Raw genomic sequence first — 26,981 nt, forward strand, 5'->3', positions numbered from 1 at the left:
GATGCCCGACGGTATCGACAGGCCAACCAGTTGACTGCCGGCTTTTCTCCCAGCCCACGTTCACGGGCAATCAAAAACGCCCGCTGATGCACAAGGCATCGGCGGGCGTTTTTTTGTGGCGAGTGGGTCCGGTGTCAGTCGGCCTGACGGCTCGGTTGGATCTCGGGTACCGGGTAGCTGGGGATATTGCCGTGCATGAACTCGCCGTCCCAGTAGTCCTCGTCGAAGGGCCGTGAGAAGACGAAGCCCTGAATCTGCAGGCGACTGCCGAACTTTCGCAACTCGACCAATTGCTGTGGGGTTTCGACGCCCTCGATTACGACCTCGAACTCGAGCTTCTCGGCCATCGCGAGGATCGACTCGAGCAGCTTGCGGGCATCCTCGCTGCGCTCGATCTCGTCGACGAACTGCTTGTCGATCTTGAGCTTCGAGATCGGCAGATTGTTGAGGTAGGCGAGCGAGGAATGGCCGGTGCCGAAGTCGTCGATGGCGATGGCAAAGCCGTGCATCGCCAACTGGTGGAGTCGCTCGGCCAGCAGGGTCGGGTCGGAGCCGAAGTCGCTTTCGGTGATCTCGAGCACGATCGACGAGGTCGGCAGGCCGGCGGTCTTGGCCAACTGGATCAGGCGTTCGTCGACCTTGTCGAGCAACAATAGCTGCGGCGGGACGTTGATCGAGATGGTCAGTTCCTGGCCCGCCTGACGCTGCCAGTCGGCGACGCGCCGACAGGCGTGGTTGAGCGCCCATTCGGTGAACTCGCCGATCAGGTTGTGCTCCTCGGCCAGGGGAATGAACTCCGCTGGCGAGATCCAGTCGCCACGATAGCGCCAGCGCATCAGGGCCTCGAAGCCCACCAGCGTGCCACTGGCCAGTGACACCTGCGGCTGGTAGTGCACCCGCATCTCGCGATTGCCGAGTGCCTTGCCGAGTGCCTGGGTCAGTTCGAAACGCCGTTTTGCGGCATGCGTATGGCCTTGGGCGTGGCCGATGATGCGGTTACCGCCCTCGGCTTTGGCCTGCGAGAGGCCGTTATCGGTAATGCGCAGCAATTCCTCGGCGGTCTGACCCTCGGCCGGGAACTGCGCCGAGGTGACGCTGGCGCGGATATCCAGGCGGTATCCGGCCAATTCCACGCGTTGGGTGAGGTGGGCGTGGGCCTGGCGCATCGCCTCGTCGACCCGCGATTCGAGCTCGGCGGCATTGTCGGCGAAGACCAGGAAGGCGAATTCGTCACCGTCGATGCGTGCGAGCAGGGCGCGTGGGTCGGTGATCTCGGCCAGGCGATCGCCCATGACCCGCAGGATACGGTCACCGAAGCGTCGGCCCAGGGCCTCGTTGAACGCCGTGAAGCCGTCCAGGCCCAGCGCGACCAGGGCGAATGGTTGGTCCGGATGGGTCTGAATCTGGGTGTCGACCTGCTGAACGAAGTAGCCGCGGTTGAGCCGGTCGGTGACCCGGTCCTGGCGGGCCAGCGCGAGGACCTCGTTCTCGCGGGCACGGATCTCGGTGTGATCGTTGATCACCACGATCACGTGGCCACGTTTCTCCCGCGGTTCGCCGACCAGCCGGATGGATACCAGCGCGATCAGTGCCTTGTCGTCCTCCGGGCGGGTGAACTCGATTTCGCTGCGCCACTCGCCCTTTTCCAGGACGTGCTTCCAGATCGGTGCGACCACGTGGCTGGGCTGGGCGAGCAGGATCTCGAGCAGGGGGCGTTCGGCCAGTTTTGTCGTGCTCATTTCGAGCAACAATTCAGCCGCCGGGTTGGCACGGCTGACGAAACCCTGAATGTCGGTGACCAGCACCGCCTCCTGCACCTCGTCGAAGACCGAGGCGGTCAGGGCCAGTGAGTCCTCGGCGCGCCGGCGACTCAGGGATTCCTTGTCGTGCTTCTTGAGCATCGCCTGGAGTTGCTCGCGGGAATTCGACAGGCTGACCAGCGAGCTGCGGAACTGCTGTACCGCCCGCGCGATCCGTCCCAACTGGTCGCGACGCTTCTGTTGGGCACCGGCAGTGGCCTGTTGGCCGGCGACGATGCGCTCGGTGATCTCGGCCAGTTGACGGATTTGCCGGTTCGTCAGCCAGAGCACCAGCATCAGCAGCAGGGCCTGCAGGGCGACGAACACGATCAGGACGAGCTGGTAATTGTCGGTGACCGCGGCATTGGCGCCCCGGATGGCCCGCATGGTCTCCTCGAGTTCATCGTTGGCCGCGTCGATCAGCCCACCGAATCCGTCGGTCATGATCGCGGCTCGCTGTTCGGCCAGCCGCGTCTGAATGCGTGCTATCTCGTCGCGCGGCGCCGCGGCGACGTTCTGATTGGCTTCGACCAGGCTACGCGCCTGGGTTTCGATTGAATCGGCGAGCCGGTTGATAGCGCCGGGGTGGTTTTCCCGCAGCGGGGCGAGGGCCACGCTGCCTCGAATCGCGGAGGCGATCTGGGTGAGTTCGGTGCGCAGGTTCGAGACATCGCGGCGCGCCCCCGGTGCGAAGCCGGCGACCTCCCGTTCGACCTTGGCGGCGATGCCCGCGTACTCGTTACGGATCTGCTCGATCGACTTGTGCGTCTCGACGAAGCCGTGACTGGCCTCGGCGAAGGTCTCGACGTTCGACTGGGCCAGATTGCCCAGGTAGAAAACCAGGCCGGCACTGAGAGCCAACTGGGCGAGGATGAAGAGGAGGAATTGCAGCGGCAGGGGGAGCAGTCGCATTCGGGTCGTCCTGAGTCCGAGAAGATTTGTCCGTCGTCGTGGGCTTACACGGCGTGCGCAGAGTTTCGCGCAAGGGCATCCCCGAGTCCAGCGGCGATCGGTTGGATTCGGGCGAGCAATTCGATCGGTTCCATCGGTTCGCGCTCGCCGGCGCCCCAGACCACACCCGGCCAAGCCCGATCCTCGGCAAAGCGGACGACACAATGCAGATGGAGCTGGTCAACGAGGTTGCCGATCGCGCCGACGTTGAGCCGCTCCGGGTGGTAGAGGCGTTCGAGGGTCTCGCTCAAGGCCTGAAGGCCGTCAAGCGCCTCGTTGCGCCAGTCTGGCGGGAGTTGATGCAGCTGCTCGGCGTGGGGACACATCGGCACGATCAGGGTCCAGACAAAGCGCCGGTCGTTGATCAGCCGGAACTGCAGCCGTCCATGATTGATTACCGGAAAACTGTCGGCTTTCAGGCGCGGGTGCAGGTGCCAATCCGTAGCGGTCGGTCGGGCATCGGTCATCGTGCGTCCTCCTCGTTGGCGGGCAGCTCCAGCACCAGATCCACGCGGCGGTTCTCGGCGCGGCCGGTGGCGGTGTCGTTGCCGGTGATGGGTTGCGTGTCGGCGAGCCCGACCGCGTGCAGTCGGCGGGGGCGGATGCCGGCATCGATCAATTCGCGTACCACCGACGCGGCCCTGGCCGCCGACAACTCCCAGTTGGAGGGGTAGCGCCAGGTCTGAATGGGGCGATTGTCGGTGTGGCCCTCAACGGTGATGCGATAGTCGCTGCCCTCGAGGCGTTCGGCGAGTCGCGCGAGCAGGTGACGGCCAGCGCCTGACAGACCGGCCTCGCCGGTGGGGAAGAGGATATTGTCCTTGACCCGCAATTGCACCCGATCGGCGATTGTCGAGACCTCGACGTCGTCACCCATGTCCTCGAACTGCCCGGCCAGGGCTCGGGCCTGCTCACCCGGATGGTTTTGTCCTTGGGCGGATGCGCCACTGCCATCGGAGTCCATGGCCGCGCCGGACGTCGGCTCCGGTGCTTCCTGGTGAGACTCGGCATCGCCGGGTTCAGCGAACAGTTGCTCGTGGCGCTCGCCGATCAGGGCATCCCCGCTGGCGGTGCGGGCATCCGGGTTCGGTTTGTCGCCTCCAATGATTATCTCGGGTGGGTCGGTATCCCCGGTGGCGTCGCTGGCCGCTGGCCGATCCGTGTTCGCTGGCTGGTTGCTCTGCATGCCACTGCCCGGCTCGATCGGATTCTGTGCCTTGTGCTGATAGGCGTAGGCGGCGAGCAGGACGAACAGCGTCAGCAGCAGGGTCATCAGGTCGACCATGGTCAGCAGCCAGTAGTTCTGATCGTCCTCGACCTGGCGGACGTCGGGCTCCCAGCCCTCGCTCCATGGCCGCCCCCCGTCACGGGCGGCCGCGGCAACCCGAGCCTCCTGGAGTTCGAGTTCCTGTGCGCTGGGGTCGGCGCTCACGCTGTTCACTCGCTGGCCTGTCTCGGGCGGCGGCGTGGGCTTTCGTTCCGGCCGTTGGATCGGTCCTTGGCCCGGCTGCGTTGCCGGTCACCGTCACGTAGCTCATCCTCGCTCTGCGCAAGGAACGAGCCGAGGGTTTCGCGGATGAAGGCCGGCGAGCGATCTTCCTGCATTAGCAGCACGCCCTCGACCATCATGTTCATCAACATCACGCGTTGCTCGGTACGCCGCTCCAGCTTCAGCGCGATCGGCTTGAACAGCATGTTCGACAGCAGGATGCCATACAGGGTGGTAATCAGCGCCAGGGCCATGTTGGTGCCGATGGCGCCGAACTGGTCGGCATCCATCGCCGACAGCATATTGATCAACCCGAGCAGGGTGCCGAGCATGCCGAAGGCCGGCGCGAAGGTCGCCATGGTGCGGAAGATCTGTGCCTCGGCCCGTTCGCGGGCCCGCATCCGGGAGATGCGCCACTGCATCAGGGTGATCAGATCCTCCGAGGACGCCCCGTCGAGCACCATCTGCATGCCCGAGCGCAGGAACGGGTTCTTGATGCGATTGAGTTTCTCGTCCGCCCGGCTGATCTGGCCCTGGAACTTGAGCTTGGACACCTCGACCAGCTCGTTGATGTCGCGCTCGGCGTAGAGTCGCTCGTTCTTGAGCACGATGCCGAACACGCGAAAGACGCGCAGCACCTCGTGCAGCGGGTAACTGACCAGCGTCGCCGCCATCGTGCCGCCGACGACCAGCAACAGGCCCGGTAGGTTGAGGAAGTTGGCCGGGTCCTCGGCGGAGAGGCCAATGGCCGCGACCACGATGGCCAGGCCGGAGAACATGCCGAGTAGCGTGCTGGGATTCAAAGGGCTCGGTCCTCGAGGATCGGTGATGCCGGAAACAAGGGCGCCCGCAGCAAACAGGCGAAAACAACAACCGCCACGAACAAAACGGACGAGCCAAACGATAGCATTGCCTTCGGCGTCCCCGATCCCGTTTGCGCAGGGCGTACCACTCGTCCAGGTTGGCTGGCCGGGGCGACCGCCCGATGCCGGCGGTTGTCCGGTTCGCCCGTCTCTGGCGGTTATCTTTATCATCGACCGACTGGCCGTATTCTTGAGCCCTGATCTCAACTCAATGGCAGATAGGAGATACAGCGTGGAGCGGATTGATACCCATTGCCACCTGGAAGCGGCCGCGTTTGGCGACGACCTCGACGAGGTGGTCCGGCACGCGCTTGCCAACGGGGTAACCGGAATCGTGGCGGTGGGGGTGTCTCCCGTAGACTTTGGCGATCAGTGTCGAGCCATGGCGCATGCCCGCGCCGTGGGCGTGTCTGCCTGGGGGGCGTTCGGCACGCATCCCTGGTGGAGTGATCGGGTGGATATCGATCAGGCCCTGGCGGGCCTGGAGCATCAGTGGCAGTCGGCCGAGCGTCCCATCGCGGTGGGGGAGATCGGCCTGGATTTCGCCCAACCGGGCCTGGATGCCGACGTGCAGAACGCGCTGTTCCCCGCCCAGCTCGACTGGGCCGGCGAGCGAGACCTGCCGGTGATCCTGCATGAGCGCAAGTCCGCCGATCGATTGTTGTATTGGCTGCGACGCCATCGTCATGCCGGCGGGGTGGTGCACGGGTTCACCGGCTCGCAGCAGCAGGCCGAAGGCTTCATCGAGCAGGGTTTTTACCTCGGCGTGGGCGGGGCGATCACGCACCCCGGTGCCCATCGCATGCACCGGATGATGCGTGAGCTCCCACTTGATGCACTGGTGCTGGAGACCGATGCCCCCAACCAGCCCGGGCACGCGCATCGCGGCGAGCGCAATCTGCCCGGCTATCTGTCCGAGAATCTGGACAGTCTGGCCGAATTGCGCGGTATGGAGCCGGAGGAATTGCTCGAGCGCGTCAATCGAAACACCCGGCGACTGTTCAAGGACCGGCTTGGCTACAATGCTGCCCCGTAATTCTCCAACCGCCACACGACAACCGGACCGAGCCAACGTGACTGCCATCAATCCCGTCGACGAACGTACCGAACTGCTTATCGGAGAGGAGGGTCTGCAACGCCTGCGTGCCGCGACCGTGCTGGTCGCCGGATTGGGTGGCGTGGGCGGCGCGGCTGCCGAGTCGTTGGCCCGCGCCGGGGTAGGGCGATTGATCCTGCTGGATCACGACACGTTCGCTGCTTCAAACCTCAATCGCCAGTTGCTATCCACCCGCGAGGTGCTCGGGCGTGGCAAGGCGGAAGTAGCGGTGGAGCGGCTGGCCTCGATTCGCGACGACATTGAACTGGTACCCAGCGCGGACTTTCTCGACGTCTCTGGGGTGGAGGTATTCCTTGACCGGCATCAACCGGATTTCGTCGCCGACTGCATCGACTCGATCGCGGTCAAGGCGAGGTTGCTGGCCGTGGCGCGCGAGCAGGGGCGAGGCACGTTTACCGCCCTGGGAGCGGGTAATCGTCTGGATCCGCGCCGGATGCAGGTCGGGCGGCTCGATCAGGTGCACGGCTGTGGGTTGGGGGCGGTGCTGCGGCGCAAGCTGAGAAAGGCGGGCGCCCCGGTGGACTTCCCGGTGGTCTACTCGACCGAAGCGCCGCGCAAGCCCGCCCCGCATCAGCCGACCGACGATGGCAGTCAGCCGCGCGCGGTCAACGGCACCATCAGCTACCTGCCCAACCTGTTCGGCCACGTGGTCGCCGGCGAGATCATTCGCCGGTTGCTGGACGGCGAAGGCTGAGCGCCGCCTTCGAACTCACTGCTCGCGCAGGAATACCCGCCGACCATTGACCCAGGTGGTCTCTACCTGGTGGGCGAAGTCCCAGCCCGTAAACGGCGTGTTCTCGCCGGCGCTCGCCAGGCCGACCGAGCCGAGGCTCCACATCGCATCTGGATCGACCAGGGTGAGATCGGCACGCTGGCCCACGGCGATCGAGCCGGCATCGGACAGACCAAACAGCGCGGCCGGGCGCGTCGTCAGCGCATCGATGGCGCGCTCGAAACCGATCACGCCTTCCTCGACCAGCTTCAACACCAGCGGCAGCAGGGTCTCGAGCCCCGAGATGCCGGGCTCGGTCTCCGGGAAGGGGGCGAGCTTGGCATCCGGTTCGTGCGGCTGATGATCCGAGACAACGGTGTCGATCAGGCCCTCGGCAAGCCCCCGGCGCAGCGCATCGCGATCGCGAATGGTCCGTAGCGGCGGGATGACGTGGGCGTTGGGATCGAGCGCGTCGGTGTCCATCTCGGTGAGCCAGAGATGGTGGGCCGAGACGCCGGCGGTGATCGGCAGGCCATCGGCCTTCGCCCGCTCGATCAACTTGAGGGCGGCGGTAGAGGATAGCTGCGGCACGTGCACTCGCGCGCCGGTCTCGCTGATCATGGCGATCAGTTGCGCCAGCGGCGCGGTCTCGGCGGAGACCGGCAGGCCCGGTAGGCCGAGGCGGGTGGCCACGGCGCCATCATGTGCGCAGCCCCGTGTGGAGAGCGAGGGGTCCAGCGGCTGGAGCAGTACCTGCAGATCGAAGGTCGCGGCGTACTCCAGTGCCCGCCGCATCAGGCGCAGGTCCTGGAATGGGTAGTGGGCATTCGAGATCGCGACGCAGCCACCGGCGTCCAGTGCCGCCATTTCGGCGAGCAGCTCACCGCCCAGTTGCTGGGTCATCGCGCCGATGGCAACCACGCGGGCGCGACCGGCCAGCTGGGCGCGGCGCTTGATGTAGCGCGCGACCGCGACGGTATCGAGTACCGGGACGGTGTCGGGTGGCATGACCACCGTGGTAATCCCGCCGGCGACGGCGGCGGCACTTTCGGTCGCGATGGTGGCCTTGTGTTCGTGTCCCGGCTCGCGCAGACGCGCCCAGCCGTCGATGACGCCGGGAATCAGCCAGTGGCCCTCGGCACAGACATGCTCGGCGGTATCGGCCGGCCAGTCGCCGGGTGCATCGCCGATCCCGACGATGCGTCCGCCACCGAGATAGATATCGCTGGAGGTATCTAGCCCATTTGACGGATCACGTAGCCGGGCGCCGCGGATGACCCAGCGATCGCAGTCGATACCGGGACGACATCCCTCCGGGTGGCGCACCGGGTCGTGATCGATGCCGAGGTTTTCCGGTGCGTCCTTCATGTGTTGTCTCCCCGGTTGGCGCTCATGCACAGACTCATCACCGCCATGCGCACGCCGATGCCGTTGGATACCTGCTCGAGAATCACCGACTGCGGCCCGTCGGCCACCGACGATTCGATTTCCACGCCTCGGTTGGCCGGGCCCGGATGCATGACCATCGCGTCGGGCTTGGCCCAGGCGAGTTTCTCCTCGGTCAGACCGTAAAGGCGGTAGAACTCCTCTTCGCTGGGCAGCAGGCCCGCCTCCATTCGTTCGCGTTGCAGGCGAAGCATGATGATCACGTCGACGTCCTTGAGCCCTTCACGCATGTCGTGGAATACGCGCACACCAAGCTTCTCGACGTCGGTGGGGAGCAGGGTGCGCGGGGCGATCACGCGCAGTTCACCCACATTGAGCGAGTTGAGCACGTGCATCTGCGAGCGGGCCACCCGCGAATGGCGGATGTCGCCGACGATCGCCACCCGCAGCGGCGTGAAATCGCCCTTGTGCCGACGGATGGTGAAGGCGTCAAGCAAGGCCTGGGTCGGGTGCGAGTGCCAGCCGTCGCCGGCATTTAGTACGGAGACGTGCGGGGCGACGTGACGGGCGATGAAGTGGGCTGCACCGGACTGCTCGTGGCGGACGACGAACATGTCGGCCTGCATCGCCTCGATATTGCGCAGGGTGTCGAGCAGGCTTTCGCCCTTTTTGGTCGCCGAGGTGGCGAGGTTGAGGTTGAGTACGTCGGCGGAGAGGCGCTTGGCAGCCAGTTCGAAAGTGGTGCGGGTCCGGGTCGAGGACTCGAAGAACAGGTTGACCACGGTCCGGCCGCGCAGCAGCGGCACCTTCTTGATCTCGCGATCGGTGACCGAGACGAAGCCCTCGGCGGTATCGAGGATGCGAGTGATCCACTGCGGCCCGAGTCCCTCGATTGTCAGCAGGTGGCGCAGGTGGCCTTGTTCATCGAACTGGATTGCCCAGGGATCCGGGGCAAACTTCGGGATCTTCGGGCGGACGAATTTCACGGCCATGGCGCTCAGCTCTCCTTGCTGGTGACGAGTCGGGCGGTCATCGGGTCGGGGCCGTCGACGTGGATCTGTTCGTCGGGGCCGAGCGTCAACTCTTGACCGGCCCAGTCGGCGCAGATCGGCAGCTCACGACCGTCGCGCTGGTAGAGCACCGCCAGGGCGATCCGGCGTGGTCGGCCGTAGTCGAACAGCTCGTTCATCGCCGCACGCACCGTGCGACCCGTAAACAGCACGTCGTCGACCAGAATGATATCGCGACCGTCGACATCCACCGACAGGTCCGAAGGGCTGACCTGGGGATGCAGGCCGAGTGTATTGAAATCATCACGATAGAAGGTGATGTTCAACCGGCCCAGCGGCTCCTGGCAGCCCAGTGCGCGGTGCAGGGCATCGGCCACCCAGACCCCGCCGGTGTGAATACCCACGATCAGTGGATCGACCAGAGTGCCATCCTGCTGATCCGAGCGGATCTGGGCCTCGAGCCGGTCGATGGCCTCGTTGACGGGCAACAGGCGGTCGGTCTGTGTCATCGCAGGGGAGTCCGGGTGAGATTGATGGGATCGAATTGTATCAATGCCGCGACGTAGCGGGAGAGCCGACCAGGTTTTGCGTGACCTCGGCCTTGGTGACGGTCTCGATCAGGCGCGGCGTCGACTGGGCAAAGAAGGTATCAAGAATGACCGCGGCGGCCATGGCGTCGATCTGACCCTGATCGCGTTCGACGGCACGGCGCCCGCGGCGCTTGACCAGACGCTCGGTGGCCTGCTCGGAGCTCATGCGTTCATCAACGATGAATACCGGCAGGTGGTAGCGTTCGCGCAGACGATTGCCGAAGCGGCGGATGGCGGCGGCCTGCGGGTAGCAGCGTCCCGTGTCGTCGATCGGCCAGCCGAGCACCAGCGCATCGGGCTGCCACTCCGAGACGAGGGCCTCGATCGCCGTCCAGTCAATCTGGTCGGCGTTGCGATTGTGCAGGGTGGTGAGCGGACGGCCACTAGCAAGGCGCCGGTCGCCCACGGCCAGCCCGATACGCCATTCGCCGTAGTCGAAGCCCAGTGCCAGGGAGCCGGGCATGGAGTCGGCCTGGGAGCCGGGCGCTGGTGAGGCAGGCTCCGTGGCAGTCATCAGGCGTGACCGGCCTCGCCGGAGAGCAGGTTGATGTCGATGCCAAGTTGGCTGGCCGCGGTCGTCCAACGCTCGTCGACCGGCTGATCGAACAGTATTTCCTCGGTGGCCTCGACATTGAGCCAGCTGTTTTCGGCGATCTCGCGATCCATTTGCTCGCGGCTCCAGCCGGAATAGCCAAGCGCGACGATGGCCTGCTTGGGGCCCGCCCCGTCGGCCAACGCCTGGAGGATGTCCTTCGAGGTGGTCAGACCGATGCGGTCGGTCACCTCGAGCGTGGATTCCCAGCCGCCGTGGGGGGCGTGCAGGACGAAGCCCCGCTCGAGGGCAATCGGGCCGCCCATGAACACCTGCCGGCTCCGCACGTCGGGGTCGGTGCAGGTGATGCTCATGTGGTCGAGGATGTCGCCGAGGTCGAGCTCCAGCGGGCGGTTGATGGTGATGCCCATCACGCCCTCGTCGTTGTCTTCACAGATGTACGTCACGCTGTGGCTGAAGTTGGGGTCCTCCAGGTTGGGCATGGCGATCAGGAGCTGGTTGGTCAGCGAGCTGTTTTCTTGCATGGTCTCCCCAGTATTGGTGGCGGGCGCGTTGCCTTCAAGCCCGAATGCGGTGAGCGCTTGGGATGAGTGCTTCTCGCCTCAGCGGCTCGTGCCGCGTCGGCGGTTGGCTGCCCCGCCGCCCTTGCGTCGCGAGGTAGCCGGCTTGATGGTCGTTTCGCGCTTGAGCGAATGGCCGACCGGGCCGGCACTCTTGCCGCCCCCGCCACGGCGGGGTTGCGCGCGCTTGCTGTCACGCACCGACTGACCGGCCTTGAACGGCTTATGGGCGCGGCGCGCGTCGTGGCGTCCGAGCGTCTTCTGACGCGTCTCGGCCTTGAGGCCCACCAGCTCGGCCAATGCCGCCTGAATGTCGGGTTCGAGCTCCTGGACCTTGCCGGGTCGCAGACGCGGCGGCAGTGTGACCCCGGCGTAGCTGATGCGGATCAGCCTGGATACCGCTCCGTTGACGGCCTCGATCATGCGACGCACCTCGCGGTTGCGCCCCTCATGCAAGGTGACGTGGTACCAGTGGTTTTGCCCTTGGCCGCCGGCGTCCGCCAGGCGCTTGAAGCTGGCCGGCCCGTCCTCGAGTTCGACCCCTTCGAGCAGTTGTTTCTGCTGTTCGTCACTCAGGCCGCCGAACACGCGAACGGCGTAGGTCCGTTCGATGCCGTAACTCGGGTGCATCAGCCGATTGGCCAGCTCGCCGTCGTTGGTTACCAGCAGCAGGCCGCTGGTGTTGAAGTCGAGTCGACCGACCGTGATCCAGCGACCCTCGCGGATCGGCGGCAGGTTTTCGGCGACCGTCGGCCGGCCCTGGGGGTCGTGGTTGGCGGTGATCTGCCCCTCGGGCTTGTGGTAGATCAGCACCCGGCGCACCGGTCGCACGTCGGGTACTTGGATGCGTCGGTCACCCATCTCGATGATGTCGCCGGGCCCGGCCTGGTCGCCCAGTGTCGCAGTCTGACCGTTGACGCGGACCGCGCCTTCGGCGATCCAGTTTTCGATCTTGCGACGCGAGCCCAGCCCCATGGCCGCGAGGACCTTCTGCAAGCGCTGTTTTTCCATGGGCATCTCCTCGTGTCGCGGTTGTCCGCGTGGGTTGCGTTTGCCGGCGAGGCCAAGCCGCGCGGCAGCCGCCAATAAAAGGCCCGGCATTCTATCAGGTTCGTCTGATCCGACCGACGCAACTGCCTTGCGATGAGGTGCGCGGTGGAGACCTTGCCGAGACGAATAGACGAGTGGGGCGCTTTGCGCCTACGCTTGGGCAATACAGTTGTTCGCGTTTGCATCGATTGCCTAGGCGGGGCGAGGGCTCCGGTTGGGGGCGAGCAGCGCCTAGGCTGCCGGTATTCTCCGTCCGAACAATCTGCCGAGATCGCCCGGTTCATGACAGAAAATGGATCTTCCGTGAACGTGCCGCCGCGTATCGCCCTCGATCGGGGCGATAACGACGTGTGGCACCTGCAGTTGGCCGGCGAATGGACCCTGGCGCAGTCCGAGACCCTTTCGACAATCGATCGGTCGCTACCCGCCGGATTCGGCGACTCGGCCGCGAGGGGCAAGACGATTCGGGTTGGCGGTGAGATCGATGCGCTCGACAGTGCCGGTGCACTGAGGCTCGCCCGGATCGTCGACGGAATGGAGCAGGGCGGTGCGGCGGTGGATCTGGAGGCGTTGCCTCAGAGTCAGCGCAATGTGATCGAGTTGCTCAAGGGGCGTCTGCCGCCACCCAAGACGCCGCGGCCGCCGCGCGAGGGCGTGTTGGCGGGAATCGGCCGGGTGACCGTCGCCAAGTTCACCGAGGGCAACGCCTTTCTCGCGTTTATCGGCGAACTGGTGGTGCGTGGCGGCAAGTTGATCGCTTTTCCCTGGCGCATTCGTTGGCGCGAGGTGGTGGCCGAGATCGAGGCGGCCGGGTTGCGTGCACTCGGTATTGTCGGCCTGCTCTCGTTCCTGGTCGGGATGGTGATGGCCTACCAGGCCGGCGCCACCCTGGCCGATTTCGGTGCCAACATCCTGATCGTCAACCTGGTCGCCATCATCACCCTGCGCGAGATGGGACCGTTGTTGACCGCCATCATCGTCGCCGGGCGGACGGGGTCCTCGTATACCGCGCAACTGGGCACGATGCGGATTACCGAAGAGATCGACGCGCTGCGGTCGATCGGCATTTCACCGTTCGACATGCTCATCCTGCCCAAGATCATCGCCCTGATGGTGGTGCTGCCCCTGCTGACGGTGTTCGCGAACCTGCTGGGGTTGTTGGGTGGGGCGGTGGTTGCGGCCTACCGTTTTGAGGTGAGTTTTGCCGTCTATTTCGATCGGTTGCCGGAGGTGGTCGACTTGACCACGCTGATGCTCGGTCTGATCAAGACGCCGGTATTCGCCATCGCGATTGCGCTGATCGGCTGCATGCAGGGCATGCGGGTGGCGGGCAGCGCGCTGGCCGTCGGGCGGGCGACGACGGTCAGCGTGGTGCAAGCGACCTTCCTGGTCATCGTGCTGGATGCTGGGTTCTCCGTGCTCTTCAACCTGATGGGGTACTGACTGGCGATGGTTTCAGCGTCCCACAGCCCAGCTCAGAACGAATCCATGGCGCCAATCGCGCGTCTGAGCGGCATTCGAAACTGCTTTGGCGACGAGTGCGTCCATGACGGCCTGAGCCTCGAGCTTCCACCGGGACGGATCACCGCGCTGGTCGGCGGATCGGGAACCGGCAAGACGGTCCTGCTACGCACCCTGTCCATGCTCCGCCGCCCGGATGCAGGCCAACTGGAGCTGTTCGGTGAGGATGCCCTCGCGGTGGGCGAGCGCGCCCAACGCGACCTGCGACGGCGGATAGGTTTGTTGTTTCAGGGGGGTGCGTTATTCACTGCCCTGACGGTGCTGGAAAACGTCATGCTGCCGCTGCGTGAACACACATCGCTTCGGGGGCACTGGCTCGAGGAACTGGCGATGAGCAAGGTGCTCCTGGCCGGGCTACCTGCCGATAGTGCCGGCAAGTACCCGGCCGAACTGTCGGGGGGCATGGTCAAGCGCGCGGCCCTGGCTCGCGCGCTGGCGCTCGATCCGCGCCTGTTGATCCTGGATGAACCCACCTCGGGGCTCGATCCGATCGCCGCGGCGGGTTTCGATGATCTTATCCGCGAGTTGACCGATTCACTGGGCCTGACCGTCATTCAGGCCACCCATGATCTCGATTCGATCTGGCGTGGTTCGGATGTGGTGGCCTTTCTGGCCAGAAAGCGCGTGCTCGCGTTCGCCCCGGCGGCCGAGCTGGCGCAACGCGACGAGCCGGAGCTGGTTGCCTATTTTCAAGGTAGTCGATCCGCGGAATATGCGAAACTCGGAACGAGTCAGCCGGGAACGAGCCGGGGGAGCGCCTAGGGCACGGTCATGGAATCAAAGGTCAATTACAGCATCGTGGGGTTGTTCGTCGTGTTGCTGCTCGGCGCGTCGGTGTTGACCGCCTGGTGGCTTTACAGCGGCGGTTCGTCTCGTCAGTACAACCCGTATGTGGTCTACGCCACCGACAGCGTTTCCGGTCTGAATAGCGACAGTCGCGTCTACTACCACGGGGTGGACGTCGGCTACGTGGATGAAATCCGCATCGATCGGCGCAACCCGGACAACATCCGGATCCGGCTGTTGATCGATCAGACCGTGCCCATTCGGGCCGATACCAGCGCCCAGTTGCAACCGCAGGGCGTCACCGGCCTGAGCGTGCTCAACCTCAAGGGCGGCTCGGCCGACGAGGATCTCCCGGCCGCCCCGAACGCCTGCTGCCCGGTGATTCCCTACGAGCCGTCGCTGTTTTCCAAGCTCGAAGGCGGACTCAACGACACCATGGTGCGGCTGGTCGCTGTCAGCGAACGGATCGACCGGTTGCTGAGCAAGGAGAACCTGCAGGCGGTCGAACGCACCGCCAAAAACCTTGACCAGATCACCAGCACGCTCGCCGAGGAGCGGGAGACGCTCCGGTCCCTGTTGGAAAACGCCTCGCGCACCGCGGAGAACACGGCCGAGCTGACCGAGCACGGTGAGCGTCTGCTCGCCCGGGCCGACGGCACCATGGACTCCCTCGACCAGGCGATCGGCAAGTTCTCGGTGACCATGGATACATTTGACGAGACGGCCGACCGAGTAGCCACGGCAGCCGAGGTGACGGTCGGCTTCAGCCAGGCGGGCGAACGGGCCGCCGACGAGATCTCGCGCCAGACGCTGCCCGATATCAGTCTGCTGATTCGGGATCTTCGGGATTTGTCGCGCCGACTGAGTGACTTTACCTCGACGCTGGATGATGACCCGTCGCGGGCGATCTTCGGTGGTGATCAGCGCACTCCGGGACCCGGCGAGGCGATCCGATGAATACCTCCCTCGACCCGAACCAGGATGGCAGGAAGATGAATCAGGTCATTGAAAATAAAATTAAATACGGTTCGATTCGTTTGCTGGTGACGCTCGGGTTCGCGCTGCTGTTGGGTGGTTGCGCCGTCTTGCCGGAACGGGGCGGAGAGCCGCAGCAATGGCGGCTGGTTGCGCCCGCCCCCGTGGTAGAGGGGACCGACGTCAGTGATCCAGTGATCGTCCGCCTGATTGAAACGCGTGCGGCCAGTGCAATCGACCGCCGGGACATGGCCTATAGCCGTGAACGTCAGTCGCTCGCCTATTATCGCGACAACCGCTGGACCAGTCCGCCCGGTGTGATGCTCAACGAAATCATCGACGAGACCCTGTCGACCCAGCCCTGGGTGAGAACCGTGGTCCGCGGTGGGGCGCGCGTGCCTTCCGATTTGAGCCTGTACTGCGAGATCCAGCGCCTGGAGCATCAGCTCGAGCCCGGCGCGGCGATGACGCAGTCCGGGCAGGTGCAGATGAAGGTGGCCTGCAGTTGGTATCGGGCCGCCGAGCGACAACTGGTCGAGGCGATAATCTTCAATGAAACCATCGAGCTCGAAGCCAACGATGCGGAAAGCTACGCCAAGGGCGCGCAATCGCTGGTCGACCAGCTGATGACACGGCTCGCCGCCCAAGGGGCATCGCTTGCCGCAACCACCACGCCGTTGCCTTCGGCCACGGACTAACGGCCGTTACCGGGCTCGTTGGGTCTCCCGATACCAGGCATCGGGTATCGGCAGATGACCGGTCTTGACCCAGATGGTGCAGCCGGTTTCCGAGTAGGGCTGGTGAAGGCTCCAGTGAGGGTTACGTAGCCAGGTCCCGGCGGGATAGCGACCGTACTCGTCGGCGAACGTCCCTTCCAGCACGAAGATCTCCTCCCCGCCGAAGTGATGGTGCGGTTTGAAATGCGTGCCAGGCGCCCATCGCACCAAGGCGGTGTGCTCGCCCTCGAAGCCGGCCAGCGGCATGACCTCCAGGCCCTCGACCAGACCTGGTTGCCAGTGCGTGGCGTGGGTGTCCACCACTATCTGTTCGTGCTCACGCGGGTCGAGGTGGTGGAGCTTTACCAGGATCACGCAACCATCCGGCGCGCTCGGACTGTGGCGAGATCCGGGTGGATTGCGCACGTAGTGACCCGCGGGAAAGCAGCCGGTCTCGTCGCAGAACGCGCCCTCCAGCACCAGGAACTCCTCGCCGCCGTGATGGACGTGCTCGGGGAAGCTCGCCCCGGGGGCGAAACGCACCAGGCTGGTCGCCCGCGTGCCGTCGCCGCCCTCGCGTTCGATCAGCTTGCGCTCGACGGTCGGCTCCGGGGATTGCACCCAGGGCAGGGCGTTGGTGTCGACGACGGCGCGTTCGAACAGGTCGGCGTGAAGGGGGGTCAGCGGGTGTTCGGCCATTGGTCGGGTTGTCATGAGGTGTTCACGGGAGCCCAAGCGTAGACAAAAAAAACCGCGACCGGCCAGAACGGCGGGTCGCGGTTGGTCTCGGCGCATGCCTGGCCGTCAGGCGGCCTTGCGTGCCTTCTTCTCGGCCTTGATCTGCTGATCGAGCTGCCAGAAGTAGTACATGATCGGGATTACCAGCAGCGTCAGCATGGTCGAGGCGAAGGTGCCGAAGATCAGCGAGACGGCCAGCCCGCCGAAGACCGGGTCGGTGATCATGATCGCCGAGCCGAACATGATCGCCAGCGCGGTGAGCAGGATCGGACGGAAGCGCACCGCGCCCGCCTCGAGCACCGACTCCTTCAGGCCGTAGCCTTGCTGGCGGTAATCGAGGATGAAGTCGATCAGCAGTAGCGAGTTGCGTACCACGATGCCGGCCAGCGCGATGAAGCCGATCATCGAGGTGGCGTTGAAGGGCATGTCGAACAGCCAGTGGCCCGGGAAGATGCCCACCAGGGTCAGCGGGATCGCGCCCATCACGATCACCGGCAACATGAACGACTGGTAGTAGGCGACCAGCAGCAGATAGATGAACACCAATGCCACGATGAACGCGGCGCCAAGGTCGCGGAAGACATCGAGCGTCAATCGCATGTCACCGCCCCAGAGGACCTCATAGCCCTTGAGGTCATCCGGCTGGCTGTCGACGAAGCCCAGGTTGCCGGTGCTGATTTCGACGTTGCCGTCAAGCTCCATCTCGTTGAGCCACTTGTTAAGCGTCAGCGTGGCGTAGACGGGGCTCGAGCCGAGCAGGTCGCCCTGGACGAAGACCACCGGGTGCTGGTCGCGGTCCATGATCGGCTTGGTGACCGTGCCCTCGCGGATGTCGACCAGGTTGCCGATCTTGACCGCCTTGCCCTCGGGGTTGGTGACGGTCAGGTCGCGGATCTGGCGGATCCAGGCGCGGTTGGCTTGGTCGAGGCGCAACACGATGTTGACCGGCTCCGAGGTGTCGGTGTCGTGCACGGTGCCCAGGGTCTGGCCGTTGACGTACTCGTGGACCACCTTGGCGATCTGCGCCGGGGCGATGCCCGACTGCAGTGCCTTGGTCTGGTTGACCTCGATCCGGTACTCCGGTGCGTCGGCGGTGATCGAGTCGTCGACGTTGATCATGCCGTAGACGTCGTCGAAGCGCTCACGCACCTGGCCTGCGATGTCGCGCAGCGTCTCGTAGTCCGGCCCGTGGATGCGGGCGAGCACTTGCGCACGCACCGGTGGACCGGGCGGGGTCAGGAACAGCTTGATGCCGGAGTCCGTGTATTGCTGACGCACCGGTTCGAGCTGTCTCCACATCTCCATGGCGACTTCGCTGGTCACGGGGCGATGGTGTCGATCGACCAGATTGACGCGGATCTGTGCCATGTTGGGGGCTTGGCGCATCATGTCGCCACGGACCATACCGGCGAAGGTCAGCGGACCCGTGCGTCCGACGTACGTCTGGTAGTCGGTCACGTACTGGTTCTGCGAGACGACGTTGCCTACCGCGTCGGCGACCAGCGACGTGCGCTCCGTGGCCGTGCCTTCCGGGGTGTTGACCTCGAGCAGGAAGGTGTCGACGTTGCCCTCGGGCAGCATCTTGAGGCTCACGCCGGCCGGCGAAAGTGGGCCGTTCATGCCCGAGTCGCGCACGAACTGCCACGCCGGCATCAGCATCGAGGCGATCATCAGGCCGAGGACGAACAGCAGGAAGGCCAGCGAAAACATCCTCGAACCGAGCAACGGCTTGGCAATGCGCTTGTAGTTGCGCATCAGCCAGTCCTCGTGGTGCGGGTCGCCCTCGAGGGTTTCGCGCTTGGCGAGCGCCTTGCGGGCCTTCGAGCCCAGCCAGCGGTACGCCGTCCACGGGACGATGATGTAGGCGAGAATCAGCGAGGCGATCATCGCCACCGAGACGTTGATCGGGATCGGCAGCATGAACGGCCCCATCATCCCCGACACGAACGCCATCGGCACAAACGCCAGGATGACGGCCAGCGTCGCGATGTTGGTCGGGTTGCCGATCTCGTTGGTCGCCCGCACGAGCAGATCCGCGAATGACGGCTCCTTGCCCTCGTGCAGGTGTCGGTGGATGTTCTCGATCACCACGATCGCGGCATCGACCAACAGGCCCAGCGAGAGGATCAGGCCGAATAGTGAGATGCGGTTGATGGTCTGACCGAAGATCCAGCCCACGCCCAGGACGACGAACAGCGTCAACGGCACGGTCAGGGTGACGATCAGCGCCTCGCGCCAGCCGAGGAAGAAGAACAGGATGATCAGCACCACCAGCACGGCGACGCCGAGGTGCTCGATCAGGGTATTGACCGCGTCGTCGGCCCGATCACCATAGTCGCGGGTAATGGTCAGATCGACCTGCTCGGGCAGCAACTCGCGCTCGATGACCGCAAGCTTTTCCTTGACCGCGGCGGCGACCGTTACGGCGTTGGCCCCCGCGCGCTTGCCGACGGTGACGGTTACTGCTGCCGTGGGATCACCGGCCTGCTTGCCCATGTCGTTGGCCTGGCCGAAGGCGTGGGTGGTGTACTGGTCGTTCTCCTCGGGCGTGTAGGAGATATTGGCGACCTGAGCAAGGTAGATCGGTCGCTGCTCGTGCTGACCGATGACCAGGTTCTCGAGATCCTCCGGACCGGTGAAGGCCGCGTCGGTGCGCAGGCGGATTTCCTGATTGTCGTTGGTCAGGGCGCCGCCCGGCAGGACCGCGTTTGCGCCCTGGAGCATCTCGCTCAGCCGGCTCATTGGCACGCCGGTCGCGGCCAGGCGCTGCGGGTCGACGTCGATGGCGAGCACGCGGCGATGACCGCCGATCACCTCGCTGGCGCCCACCTCCGGGACGTTCTGGACCTGTTCGAGCAGTCGCTGGCCAACTTCGCGCAGCTGAGTGCTGTCCAGCTCCTCAGAGCTCAAGGTGAGGCTCATGATCGGCACGTCGGTGATGCCGATGCTCTTGACCAGCGGCATGCTGGTGTTGGGCGGCAGGCGGTCGAGATTTCGAGAGATCTCGTTGTAAAGCCGCAGCAGGCTCGATTCCTCGTCGCTACCCACCTCGAACTGCACGGTGACCATGCCGAGGTCGTCCATGGCCACGCCGTAGGTGTGCTCGACACCCTTGAGACGCGCCATCAGCGCCTCGAGCGGCTTGACTACCTGGTCCTCGATCTGGGCAGCGTCGTTGCCCGCCCGTTGCACGAAGATCTGCGCCCCGGGGACCACGATCTCGGGGTTGTACAGGCGCGGGGTGATCAGGACCGCCATCAGGCCGAACAGCGTGATGGCGATCATGATCAGGGCGGTGATCTTGGAATAGAGAAAGCTGTTGGCCAGCCGGCCGGCAAGATTCAGCTTCGGGTCCTTGGCGTTGGTCGTCTGGCTCATGACGATGCATCACCCTCGCTTGCATTGCTCGATACGACCTTGGCGCCGTTGGCCAGTCGACCCTGGGCCGCGGTGATCACGCGATCGCCGTCGCTCAGGCCGGCCAGCACGACGACCTCGCCGGCACGTTCCTGACCGACGCGGACGAGGCGGAACCGGGCCCGGTCCTCGTCGTCCAGCACGAATACGCCCTGCATGCCGCCGCGATCGTGGATGACACCCTTCGGTACCAGGATCGCTGCCTTCTGGTCGAGAACCACGCTGACGGTGACGAAATTGCCCGGCGTCAGGGAGAGGTCTGACGGCACGCTCAGCTTGACCGTGTGGGTGCGGGTGATCGGGTCGGCGGCCGATACCAGCCGAAGCACATCGGCGGAGAAGCTGGCCGGGTTGCCGTCGTTGTCGCGGTAACCCACCTCGAGCGTGTCGCCCTCGGACAGTCGCGAGTAGGCCTGATCGTCGACCTCGACCTGTATTTCGCGGTCGCCGCTGCCCATCAACATCAGCAGGGGCTGGCCGGGAGTGGCCAGCTGGCCGGGATCGACCATGCGCTGGACGATGGTCCCGGCGAACGGGGCGCGGATCTGTGCGTAATTGACCTGCGACTGCGCCTGCTCGACGGCGGCCTGGGCTGCCTGGAAATCCCCCTGAGCCACCTCGTAGGCCGTGCGCATCTGCTCGAACTGCTGCTTGGGCACGGCGTTCTGGTCGTAAAGCCGCTGGAATCGCTCGAAGTTGCTGCGCGCATTCGCCAGTCCGGAACGGGCCTTCGCCAGTGCCGCTTCGGCCTGACGGATCTGCGTGTCGACATCGCTCTGGTCGATGGTGAGCAACGGCTGATCCTTATCGACGGTTTCGCCCTCGCGGACGTTGATTTCCCGCACGTAACCCATCATCCGCGAGGCGATCGGCGACTGGTCGCTTGCGATCACCGTGCCGGGGAAGAGCGCCGTGTCGTCGACCTGGCCGGCGTCCACGGTGACCCAGTCGGCCTGGATCTCGTTCTCGGCACCAGCCGGTGGTTGCTCGGTCGGTTCACCGCCACAGCCCGCCAGCAAGAGGCCAGCGAACAGGGGGGCGACCAGCCGGCGGGCAAGTCGGTGGTCCATGACCGGGAAGAAGGAGTGTGTCGCTTGCTGCATCATCGATGGATCTCGTTCGTTGGATCGCAATAGGAACCGCGGCCGGGGCTGTCGGCCGATCAGGATTCGGAGGTGGCCAGTGCCGCCTTCACGCCATCGGCGCGGACGGACTCGACCCGCTCGGGACCGAGTTCGCCCAGCGCCAGCCACAGGGCGGCGCGCTGCATCGTGCGCTGGAAGCGGGCGCGGATCAGCTCGGCACGGGCGTTGTCCAGCTCGGTTTGCGCGGCGAGGAGTTCGGTCATGGTCGCCAGGCCCTGCTGGTAACGCAGTTCCTCCAGGCGCACAGCCTCCTCGCTCTGGTTGATGGCCAGGCGACGCACCTCGACGCGCTTTTCCGCCATGTTGGCTTCGCGCCAGACCTTGCCAACCTGGCCGATCAGCTTGTCGAGGGCCTGCTGGCGCTCGGCGAGACTGGCGTCGACCTTCGCCTGGGCCCGATCGACCTTGCCGGAGCGGGCGCCGAAGTCGAACACCCGCCAGGTGAGCACGCCGCCGACCGTGTAGCTGTCATTGCGTAGACCCAACGATTCGTCGTTGAAGTCCTGCTGTGCCATCAGGTTGAACTGCGGCTTGTAGTCCGCCCGAGCCACGTCGACCTCGGCGCGAGCCGCGGCAATGCGGCCACGCAGTGCCTGGATGCGCGGGTTGTTGGACAGGGCCAGTTGGCGTGCCTCGTCCAGCGTGGTCTCGGGCAGGGAGACGTCGATCGCCTCGTTGAGCTCGATGTCCTGACGGGTGTCGATGCCGGTGAGTACCTTGAGGCCATCGGCGGCGTTGGCGGCCTGGTTGCGCGCGTTCTCGACATCGAGCTCGCGTTCGCCGAGATTGACCTTGGCCTTGAGCAGATCGGCCTTGGTGACCACGCCCTCGTCGTAGAGCTTCTGCGAGAGATCACGGAAGGAGGTGGCCGCCTCGCGCGCCTGGCTGGCGACCTCGACGAAGGCCTCGGCGGTGTTGATGCCCGCGTAGGCCTCGACGGTGTGCAGGACCAGTTGCTGGCGCGCGGCCTCGTCGCCCGATTGCGCCGCCTGCAGCAGGGCCTGCGCCTGGGTGCGCATCTCGCGGATCTTGCCGCCGTTGTAGATCGGGATGGAGAGCTTCAGTGAGGTCTGGAAGTTGTGGTGCCAGCCGGGATCGTTGAGATTGTCCGGCTCGGTTTCCAGGGCGGTGTTGAGCTGACTGAAGTCTTGACCGGCCGCCTGGAAAAACTCCCCGGCACCGAAGTCGTTGAAGTTGGCCTGCTCCTGCTGCAGCTTCATGCCGAAGACGTTCAGCGGGTTGTTCGACCCCATCACGCCGAACGACAGGTCCAGCGTGGGCAGAAGGTTGCCGTTGGCTTGTTCGATTGCCGCGCGCGCCTCGGCGATTCGCGCCTGGGAAAGATCCACGGCGGCATTCTGGCTGAGCGTGCGTTCCACTGCCGCGTCGAAGGGAAGCGTCAGTGCTTGCTGGCTGTCGGTCGCCGGGGTGTCGGCGGTGAAGGCGATCGACTCGCCTTCGTTGGCCATCGCGTGGCCGCTGACGGACAGGGCCAGGATGATGGCGGCCGAGAGCAATCGCTGCGGCCGGGCCGGGTTGGGGAGGCGAGCCGACGAGATGCCATATTCGCTCGTTGAACCCAGAGAGTGGTTGCTGCGCGCCATGCTGCGTGTCCTTGAATGCGGTTGCGGAGAGTCCGAAGACATCGTTCGCGTTCCCGTTAAGGTCGATGACATGAGCCGCTGGACGGGCCCATTTCCGGTCGATCCCTCACGGGCAGCGCGCACAATATCAGTAAACGCTAATATATGAAACCCGCGTAGTTATCCCTATCGATTGGATGCTAGCACGCGGATTCGTGCCTGCCTTTTCTATCAGTACGTTGCGAGATACTTATAGATCATGGGTCATGCCTGCGTGGCGGCCGTTGGGTTAATCGGTATCATCGCGCTTCCTGTCCTGACGGTCGGGCTTGAGCGAAAGCAATTCGAGGGGAGTGGGGCATGCGATTGGCCATGGGGGTCGAGTACGACGGCGGGCGCTATCACGGCTGGCAACGTCAGTCGCACAGCGATTCCGTGCAGGAGCGCGTCGAGCGGGCGATCAGCCGCGTGGCCGATGGCCCAGTGGAGGTGGTCTGTGCCGGGCGCACCGATCGTGGCGTGCATGCCACCGGGCAGGTGATCCATTTCGACGCCGAGGTCGAACGACCGGTCTACGGCTGGCAGATGGGCACGATGCAGCACCTGCCGCGCGATATAACCGCCCTGTGGGTGCAGGAAGTGGACGAGACCTTTCATGCCCGGTTCTCCGCCACGGCGCGCGAGTACCGCTACTGCCTGATCAACCGATCCACTCGGCCGGCGATCTCTTCGGGGCGGCTGAGCTGGTGGTATCGCCCCCTGGATGAGTCGCTCATGCAGGCCGCCGCCGACCGCCTGCTGGGTAAACACGATTTCTCCAGCTTCCGCGGCAAGGACTGCCAGGCGCATTCCCCGGTGCGCACCGTAGAACGCGTCGAAGTCACCCGCCAGGGCGACTATCTGTTCATTGATGTGCGTGCGAATGCGTTCCTGCACCACATGGTGAGGAACATCGTCGGCAGCCTGTTTGCCGTGGGGACGGGCGAGCGTCCCGTCGAGTGGATCAGCGAGGCGCTGGCGGCCTGCCATCGCGAGGCAGCGGGCATCACCGCCCCGGCCGATGGGTTGTACCTGACCGGGGTCGACTATCCGGCGGCTTTCGATCTGCCCACCCGGCCACGCCGGCCGCTGTTCGAGCAGGTGGGCTGAGGTCAAACGGACTCGTTTCCCCATGTTGAGAAGTCGATGCGGGCCCGCGGGGGAGTCGAGAGCCCTCGGGAATCCTGCTAGAATCCGCGGCCCCAATTATCGTTCTTAAGTCATCTTTCTCACGAGGGCCGACAAACCGGTGGACAGCAGCCGCACACGGGTAAAGATCTGCGGAATTACGCGTCTGGCCGATGTCGAAGCAGCGGTCGCCGCTGGAGCCGATGCGCTGGGCTTCGTGTTCGTGCCGGCCAGTCGGCGCTCGATTCGAGTGGAGACGGCGCGTGACCTGGTTGCCCGAGTGCCGGCCTTCGTGCAGACGGTGGCCCTATTTGCCGATCCGAGCGTGGACTGGGTCGAGACGGTAATCGACCAGGTCGGTCCGGATCTGCTGCAGTTTCATGGCAGCGAGACCGGGCGTTTCTGCCGGCAATTCGGTCGCCCCTACATCAAGGCGGTCAGTGCCGACCTGGACGACGAGGCGCGCCGGCGGATCATGCAGGAGCATCACACGGCACGCGGCTTTCTGATCGACAGTCACGCTGTCAGCGGGTTGGGTGGCACCGGCCATACCTTCGACTGGAGCCGCTGGCCGCGGGACAGCGGCCGGGATCGCCGACCCTGGATCCTGGCGGGCGGGCTGTCTCCGGATAACGTGACCGACGCGATCAACACGCTGTCGCCTTACGCCGTCGATGTCTCCAGTGGGGTCGAGGAGACGCCGGGCATCAAGTCGGCCGACAAAATTCATGCATTCATGCGAGGGGTGGGTCATGCCCGAAACCAACGTTAAGGCGACCGGCGCGCCAGTCAATTACGCGAGCTTCCCGGACCAACGCGGTCGTTTCGGGGATTACGGGGGCCGTTACGTCGCCGAAACTCTCATGGGGCCGATCGAGGAGCTGACCGCCGCCTACGAGAAATATCGCAACGACCCGGGCTTCATCGAGGAGTTCGAGTCGGACCTGCGTGACTACGTCGGTCGACCGACTGCCCTCTACCACGCCAAGCGCCTGTCCGAGCTCTACGGCGCCGAGATCTGGCTCAAGCGCGAGGACCTCAACCACACCGGCGCGCACAAGATAAACAATGCGCTGGGTCAGGCCCTGCTGGCCAAACGCATGGGCAAGACGCGCATCATCGCCGAGACCGGTGCCGGGCAGCACGGCGTGGCCACGGCCACCGTGGCCGCGCGGTTGGGCATCGAGTGCGTGGTCTACATGGGCGCGGACGACATCCAGCGCCAGGCCCCGAACGTCTTCCGCATGCGCCTGCTGGGCGCGAAGGTCGTGCCGGTGGATTCCGGGACGCGCACGCTCAAGGATGCCCTCAACGAGGCGATGCGCGACTGGGTAACCAATGTCGACGATACCTTCTACATCATCGGCACCGTGGCCGGTCCGCACCCGTACCCGCTGATGGTGCGCGACTTTCAGTCGGTGATCGGCCGAGAGGCCCGTGCCCAGATGCTCGAGAAGACCGGTGAACTGCCCGACCAGGTGGTTGCCTGTGTGGGCGGTGGCTCGAACGCGATGGGCATCTTCCACGCATTCCTCGCCGACGAGTCGGTGGAGTTGCACGGCTCGGAGGCCGGTGGCGAAGGCCTCGAGTCCGGCCGCCACGCCGCCCCGCTGACCGCCGGTCGCCCGGGCGTGCTGCACGGCAACCGCACCTACCTGATGGAAGACGAGAACGGCCAGATCATCGGCACGCACTCGATCTCCGCCGGCCTCGACTACCCCGGCGTGGGGCCGGAGCATTCCTGGCTCAAGGATATCGGCCGCGTTCACTACGCCGCGATCACCGATGACCAGGCCATGGCGGCCTTCCACGACACCATGCGCTGCGAGGGGATCATCCCGGCGATCGAGTCGGCCCACGCCGTCGCCCACGCCCGCCTGCTGGCCGAGGCGCGCGGCGGGCAGCGCATCCTGGTCAACCTGTCCGGCCGGGGCGACAAGGACATCAATACCGTGGCCAAGCTCGAGGGGATCGAACTGTGAGCGAGACGACCAAGCAACCCGCAAGCCGCCTGGCCTCCCTATTCGAGCGACTCAAGGGCGAGAATCGCGCGGCACTGATCCCCTACATCACCGCCGGCGATCCGGATGCCCAGGCCACCGTCGAGCTGATGTACGCGATGGTCGAGGGCGGGGCGGATGCCATTGAAATCGGCGTGCCGTTCTCCGATCCCATGGCCGATGGCCCGGTCATCCAGGCCGCGCACGAGCGCGCCCTGAAGTCAGGACTGGGTCTGCGCGGCGTGATCGATCTGGTAGCCGAGTTCCGGCAACGGGATGCCGAGACGCCGGTGGTGCTGATGGGCTACCAGAATCCGATCGAGGCGATGGGTGTGGCCGCCTTCGTCGACAAGGCGGCGTCAGCCGGCGTGGACGGTGTGCTGACGGTCGATCTGCCGCCGGAAGAGGCCGACGAGATGTCCGCGGCGATGGGCGAGAGGGGCATGGCACCGATCTTCCTGCTCGCGCCGACCACGAGCGCGGCGCGCACCCGCGAAGTGGCGAGCAAGGGCTCGGGCTTCGTCTATTACGTCTCGCTCAAGGGCGTCACCGGGGCGGCCAACCTGGACACCGATGCGCTCGCCGCACAGGTCAAAGGCGTTCGCGAGGCCTGCGCGTTGCCGGTGGGTGTCGGGTTCGGTATCCGCGATGCCGAGACCGCTGGACAGGTCGGCCGGGTGGCGGATGCGGTGATCGTCGGGAGCGCCATCGTCCGATTGATCCACGAACAGGCCTCGGCGGCCGGCGGCATGAATGCCCAGGGGCTGGAGACGGTGCGTGCCTTTCTCGCCGAGTTGCGCTCGGCCGTGGAAAGCGCACGGCAATAACGACACATACGCGAGGCCGATCCACC

The 26,981-nt window shown here is 65.3% G+C and carries 24 protein-coding genes; 10 read left to right on the forward strand and 14 right to left on the reverse strand.

Features of this window, described 5'->3' with window-relative positions; all coding sequences use genetic code 11:
• Nucleotides 1-134: 134 nt before the first annotated feature.
• The 4 genes from D5687_RS04325 to D5687_RS04340 are packed head-to-tail and all read right to left on the reverse strand — an operon-like array spanning nt 135 to nt 5,042.
• Complete coding sequence (locus D5687_RS04325) at nt 135-2,711, reverse strand: bifunctional diguanylate cyclase/phosphodiesterase (RefSeq protein WP_125198542.1); 2,577 nt, start codon at nt 2,709-2,711, stop codon at nt 135-137.
• A 44-nt stretch (nt 2,712-2,755) separates the two neighbouring features.
• Nucleotides 2,756-3,217, reverse strand: coding sequence for an HIT family protein (locus D5687_RS04330; RefSeq protein WP_125198543.1), 462 nt, complete (start codon nt 3,215-3,217; stop codon nt 2,756-2,758).
• On the reverse strand, nt 3,214-4,182 hold the full coding sequence (locus D5687_RS04335; RefSeq protein WP_240031417.1) for an OmpA family protein: 969 nt from the start codon (nt 4,180-4,182) through the stop codon (nt 3,214-3,216). Before D5687_RS04335 ends, D5687_RS04330 begins: the two co-directional genes overlap by 4 nt.
• 5 nt (nt 4,183-4,187) lie before the next feature.
• Nucleotides 4,188-5,042, reverse strand: a complete 855-nt coding sequence (locus D5687_RS04340; RefSeq protein ID WP_125198544.1) for a motility protein A — start codon at nt 5,040-5,042, stop codon at nt 4,188-4,190.
• Nucleotides 5,043-5,334: 292 nt separating this feature from the next.
• Here D5687_RS04340 and D5687_RS04345 point away from each other — a divergent pair, with 292 nt between their 5' ends.
• Both D5687_RS04345 and D5687_RS04350 read left to right on the forward strand, forming a co-directional pair.
• A complete protein-coding gene (locus D5687_RS04345) occupies nt 5,335-6,138 on the forward strand; it encodes a TatD family hydrolase (protein WP_158611746.1) in 804 nt (267 codons plus the stop codon).
• Between the two features lie 37 nt (nt 6,139-6,175).
• Nucleotides 6,176-6,913, forward strand: coding sequence for a ThiF family adenylyltransferase (locus tag D5687_RS04350; RefSeq protein ID WP_240031418.1), 738 nt, complete (start codon nt 6,176-6,178; stop codon nt 6,911-6,913).
• A gap of 15 nt (nt 6,914-6,928) precedes the next feature.
• Here D5687_RS04350 and D5687_RS04355 read toward each other — a convergent pair whose 3' ends face one another.
• The 6 genes from D5687_RS04355 to rluB all read right to left on the reverse strand — a co-directional run bounded on the left by D5687_RS04355 (nt 6,929) and on the right by rluB (nt 12,041).
• Nucleotides 6,929-8,299 carry a dihydroorotase gene (locus tag D5687_RS04355; protein WP_125198546.1) on the reverse strand — a complete coding sequence of 457 codons (1,371 nt, stop codon included), beginning with the start codon at nt 8,297-8,299 and terminating at the stop codon, nt 6,929-6,931.
• Nucleotides 8,296-9,309 carry an aspartate carbamoyltransferase catalytic subunit gene (locus tag D5687_RS04360; protein ID WP_125198547.1) on the reverse strand — a complete coding sequence of 338 codons (1,014 nt, stop codon included), beginning with the start codon at nt 9,307-9,309 and terminating at the stop codon, nt 8,296-8,298. Before D5687_RS04360 ends, D5687_RS04355 begins: the two co-directional genes overlap by 4 nt.
• Nucleotides 9,310-9,314: 5 nt before the next feature.
• On the reverse strand, nt 9,315-9,836 hold the full coding sequence (gene pyrR, locus D5687_RS04365; protein ID WP_125198548.1) for a bifunctional pyr operon transcriptional regulator/uracil phosphoribosyltransferase PyrR: 522 nt from the start codon (nt 9,834-9,836) through the stop codon (nt 9,315-9,317).
• 40 nt (nt 9,837-9,876) lie between these two features.
• Nucleotides 9,877-10,380, reverse strand: coding sequence for a Holliday junction resolvase RuvX (gene ruvX, locus D5687_RS04370; protein WP_158611747.1), 504 nt, complete (start codon nt 10,378-10,380; stop codon nt 9,877-9,879).
• Nucleotides 10,381-10,430: 50 nt separating this feature from the next.
• On the reverse strand, nt 10,431-10,994 hold the full coding sequence (locus D5687_RS04375; protein ID WP_125198550.1) for a YqgE/AlgH family protein: 564 nt from the start codon (nt 10,992-10,994) through the stop codon (nt 10,431-10,433).
• A 78-nt stretch (nt 10,995-11,072) separates the two neighbouring features.
• Nucleotides 11,073-12,041: a 23S rRNA pseudouridine(2605) synthase RluB gene (rluB, locus tag D5687_RS04380; RefSeq protein ID WP_125198551.1), complete on the reverse strand. Its 969-nt coding sequence runs from the start codon at nt 12,039-12,041 to the stop codon at nt 11,073-11,075.
• A gap of 321 nt (nt 12,042-12,362) precedes the next feature.
• Between rluB and D5687_RS04385 the strand changes: the two genes are divergently transcribed.
• Genes D5687_RS04385 through D5687_RS04400 form a run of 4 tightly spaced genes read left to right on the forward strand, consistent with a single transcriptional unit; the run spans nt 12,363 to nt 16,060 of the window.
• Nucleotides 12,363-13,523: an ABC transporter permease gene (locus tag D5687_RS04385; protein ID WP_125198552.1), complete on the forward strand. Its 1,161-nt coding sequence runs from the start codon at nt 12,363-12,365 to the stop codon at nt 13,521-13,523.
• A gap of 45 nt (nt 13,524-13,568) precedes the next feature.
• Nucleotides 13,569-14,363: an ABC transporter ATP-binding protein gene (locus tag D5687_RS04390; protein ID WP_204742137.1), complete on the forward strand. Its 795-nt coding sequence runs from the start codon at nt 13,569-13,571 to the stop codon at nt 14,361-14,363.
• Nucleotides 14,364-14,372: 9 nt separating this feature from the next.
• A complete protein-coding gene (locus tag D5687_RS04395; protein ID WP_125198554.1) occupies nt 14,373-15,344 on the forward strand; it encodes an MlaD family protein in 972 nt (323 codons plus the stop codon).
• Between the two features lie 35 nt (nt 15,345-15,379).
• Nucleotides 15,380-16,060: an ABC-type transport auxiliary lipoprotein family protein gene (locus D5687_RS04400; RefSeq protein WP_158611748.1), complete on the forward strand. Its 681-nt coding sequence runs from the start codon at nt 15,380-15,382 to the stop codon at nt 16,058-16,060.
• A gap of 6 nt (nt 16,061-16,066) precedes the next feature.
• Here D5687_RS04400 and D5687_RS04405 read toward each other — a convergent pair whose 3' ends face one another.
• The 4 genes from D5687_RS04405 to D5687_RS04420 all read right to left on the reverse strand — a co-directional run bounded on the left by D5687_RS04405 (nt 16,067) and on the right by D5687_RS04420 (nt 22,982).
• Entirely contained in the window at nt 16,067-16,792 is a 726-nt protein-coding gene (locus D5687_RS04405) for a cupin domain-containing protein (RefSeq protein WP_370271300.1), read from the reverse strand.
• A 90-nt stretch (nt 16,793-16,882) separates the two neighbouring features.
• Nucleotides 16,883-20,194 carry an efflux RND transporter permease subunit gene (locus tag D5687_RS04410; protein WP_125198556.1) on the reverse strand — a complete coding sequence of 1,104 codons (3,312 nt, stop codon included), beginning with the start codon at nt 20,192-20,194 and terminating at the stop codon, nt 16,883-16,885.
• Nucleotides 20,191-21,336 carry an efflux RND transporter periplasmic adaptor subunit gene (locus tag D5687_RS04415; RefSeq protein ID WP_158611749.1) on the reverse strand — a complete coding sequence of 382 codons (1,146 nt, stop codon included), beginning with the start codon at nt 21,334-21,336 and terminating at the stop codon, nt 20,191-20,193. The genes D5687_RS04410 and D5687_RS04415 overlap by 4 nt, the downstream gene beginning before the upstream one ends.
• A gap of 59 nt (nt 21,337-21,395) precedes the next feature.
• Nucleotides 21,396-22,982, reverse strand: coding sequence for a TolC family protein (locus D5687_RS04420; protein WP_158611750.1), 1,587 nt, complete (start codon nt 22,980-22,982; stop codon nt 21,396-21,398).
• A 339-nt stretch (nt 22,983-23,321) separates the two neighbouring features.
• On the opposite strand from D5687_RS04420, the gene truA reads away from it, so the two are divergent.
• From truA to trpA, 4 genes are all read left to right on the forward strand, one after another.
• Nucleotides 23,322-24,110 carry a tRNA pseudouridine(38-40) synthase TruA gene (gene truA, locus D5687_RS04425; protein WP_125198559.1) on the forward strand — a complete coding sequence of 263 codons (789 nt, stop codon included), beginning with the start codon at nt 23,322-23,324 and terminating at the stop codon, nt 24,108-24,110.
• Nucleotides 24,111-24,249: 139 nt separating this feature from the next.
• Entirely contained in the window at nt 24,250-24,900 is a 651-nt protein-coding gene (locus tag D5687_RS04430) for a phosphoribosylanthranilate isomerase (RefSeq protein WP_125198560.1), read from the forward strand.
• Nucleotides 24,881-26,110, forward strand: coding sequence for a tryptophan synthase subunit beta (gene trpB, locus D5687_RS04435; protein ID WP_125198561.1), 1,230 nt, complete (start codon nt 24,881-24,883; stop codon nt 26,108-26,110). Before D5687_RS04430 ends, trpB begins: the two co-directional genes overlap by 20 nt.
• Nucleotides 26,107-26,955 (forward strand): tryptophan synthase subunit alpha, encoded by an 849-nt coding sequence (gene trpA / locus D5687_RS04440; protein ID WP_192894153.1) that lies wholly within the window; start codon nt 26,107-26,109, stop codon nt 26,953-26,955. Before trpB ends, trpA begins: the two co-directional genes overlap by 4 nt.
• Nucleotides 26,956-26,981: the final 26 nt, after the last annotated feature.

Origin of the sequence: Guyparkeria sp. SCN-R1 (assembly GCF_003932495.1) — a bacterium.
In the GTDB taxonomy this organism is placed as follows: domain Bacteria; phylum Pseudomonadota; class Gammaproteobacteria; order Halothiobacillales; family Halothiobacillaceae; genus Guyparkeria.

What these genes read in the sequence shown, in the direction of transcription:
- ruvX (WP_158611747.1), bottom strand. Translation starts at nt 10,380, where the DNA reads ATGCCCGGCTCCCTGGCACTGGGCTTCGACTACGGCGAATGGCGTATC.
- D5687_RS04400 (WP_158611748.1), top strand. Translation starts at nt 15,380, where the DNA reads ATGAATCAGGTCATTGAAAATAAAATTAAATACGGTTCGATTCGTTTG.
- pyrR (WP_125198548.1), bottom strand. Translation starts at nt 9,836, where the DNA reads ATGACACAGACCGACCGCCTGTTGCCCGTCAACGAGGCCATCGACCGG.
- rluB (WP_125198551.1), bottom strand. Translation starts at nt 12,041, where the DNA reads ATGGAAAAACAGCGCTTGCAGAAGGTCCTCGCGGCCATGGGGCTGGGC.
- D5687_RS04330 (WP_125198543.1), bottom strand. Translation starts at nt 3,217, where the DNA reads ATGACCGATGCCCGACCGACCGCTACGGATTGGCACCTGCACCCGCGC.
- D5687_RS04410 (WP_125198556.1), bottom strand. Translation starts at nt 20,194, where the DNA reads ATGAGCCAGACGACCAACGCCAAGGACCCGAAGCTGAATCTTGCCGGC.
- D5687_RS04420 (WP_158611750.1), bottom strand. Translation starts at nt 22,982, where the DNA reads ATGGCGCGCAGCAACCACTCTCTGGGTTCAACGAGCGAATATGGCATC.
- D5687_RS04405 (WP_370271300.1), bottom strand. Translation starts at nt 16,792, where the DNA reads ATGACAACCCGACCAATGGCCGAACACCCGCTGACCCCCCTTCACGCC.
- D5687_RS04395 (WP_125198554.1), top strand. Translation starts at nt 14,373, where the DNA reads ATGGAATCAAAGGTCAATTACAGCATCGTGGGGTTGTTCGTCGTGTTG.
- trpB (WP_125198561.1), top strand. Translation starts at nt 24,881, where the DNA reads ATGCCCGAAACCAACGTTAAGGCGACCGGCGCGCCAGTCAATTACGCG.
- D5687_RS04360 (WP_125198547.1), bottom strand. Translation starts at nt 9,309, where the DNA reads ATGGCCGTGAAATTCGTCCGCCCGAAGATCCCGAAGTTTGCCCCGGAT.
- D5687_RS04390 (WP_204742137.1), top strand. Translation starts at nt 13,569, where the DNA reads ATGGCGCCAATCGCGCGTCTGAGCGGCATTCGAAACTGCTTTGGCGAC.
- D5687_RS04415 (WP_158611749.1), bottom strand. Translation starts at nt 21,336, where the DNA reads ATGCAGCAAGCGACACACTCCTTCTTCCCGGTCATGGACCACCGACTT.
- D5687_RS04385 (WP_125198552.1), top strand. Translation starts at nt 12,363, where the DNA reads ATGACAGAAAATGGATCTTCCGTGAACGTGCCGCCGCGTATCGCCCTC.
- D5687_RS04355 (WP_125198546.1), bottom strand. Translation starts at nt 8,299, where the DNA reads ATGAAGGACGCACCGGAAAACCTCGGCATCGATCACGACCCGGTGCGC.
- D5687_RS04375 (WP_125198550.1), bottom strand. Translation starts at nt 10,994, where the DNA reads ATGCAAGAAAACAGCTCGCTGACCAACCAGCTCCTGATCGCCATGCCC.
- truA (WP_125198559.1), top strand. Translation starts at nt 23,322, where the DNA reads ATGCGATTGGCCATGGGGGTCGAGTACGACGGCGGGCGCTATCACGGC.
- D5687_RS04325 (WP_125198542.1), bottom strand. Translation starts at nt 2,711, where the DNA reads ATGCGACTGCTCCCCCTGCCGCTGCAATTCCTCCTCTTCATCCTCGCC.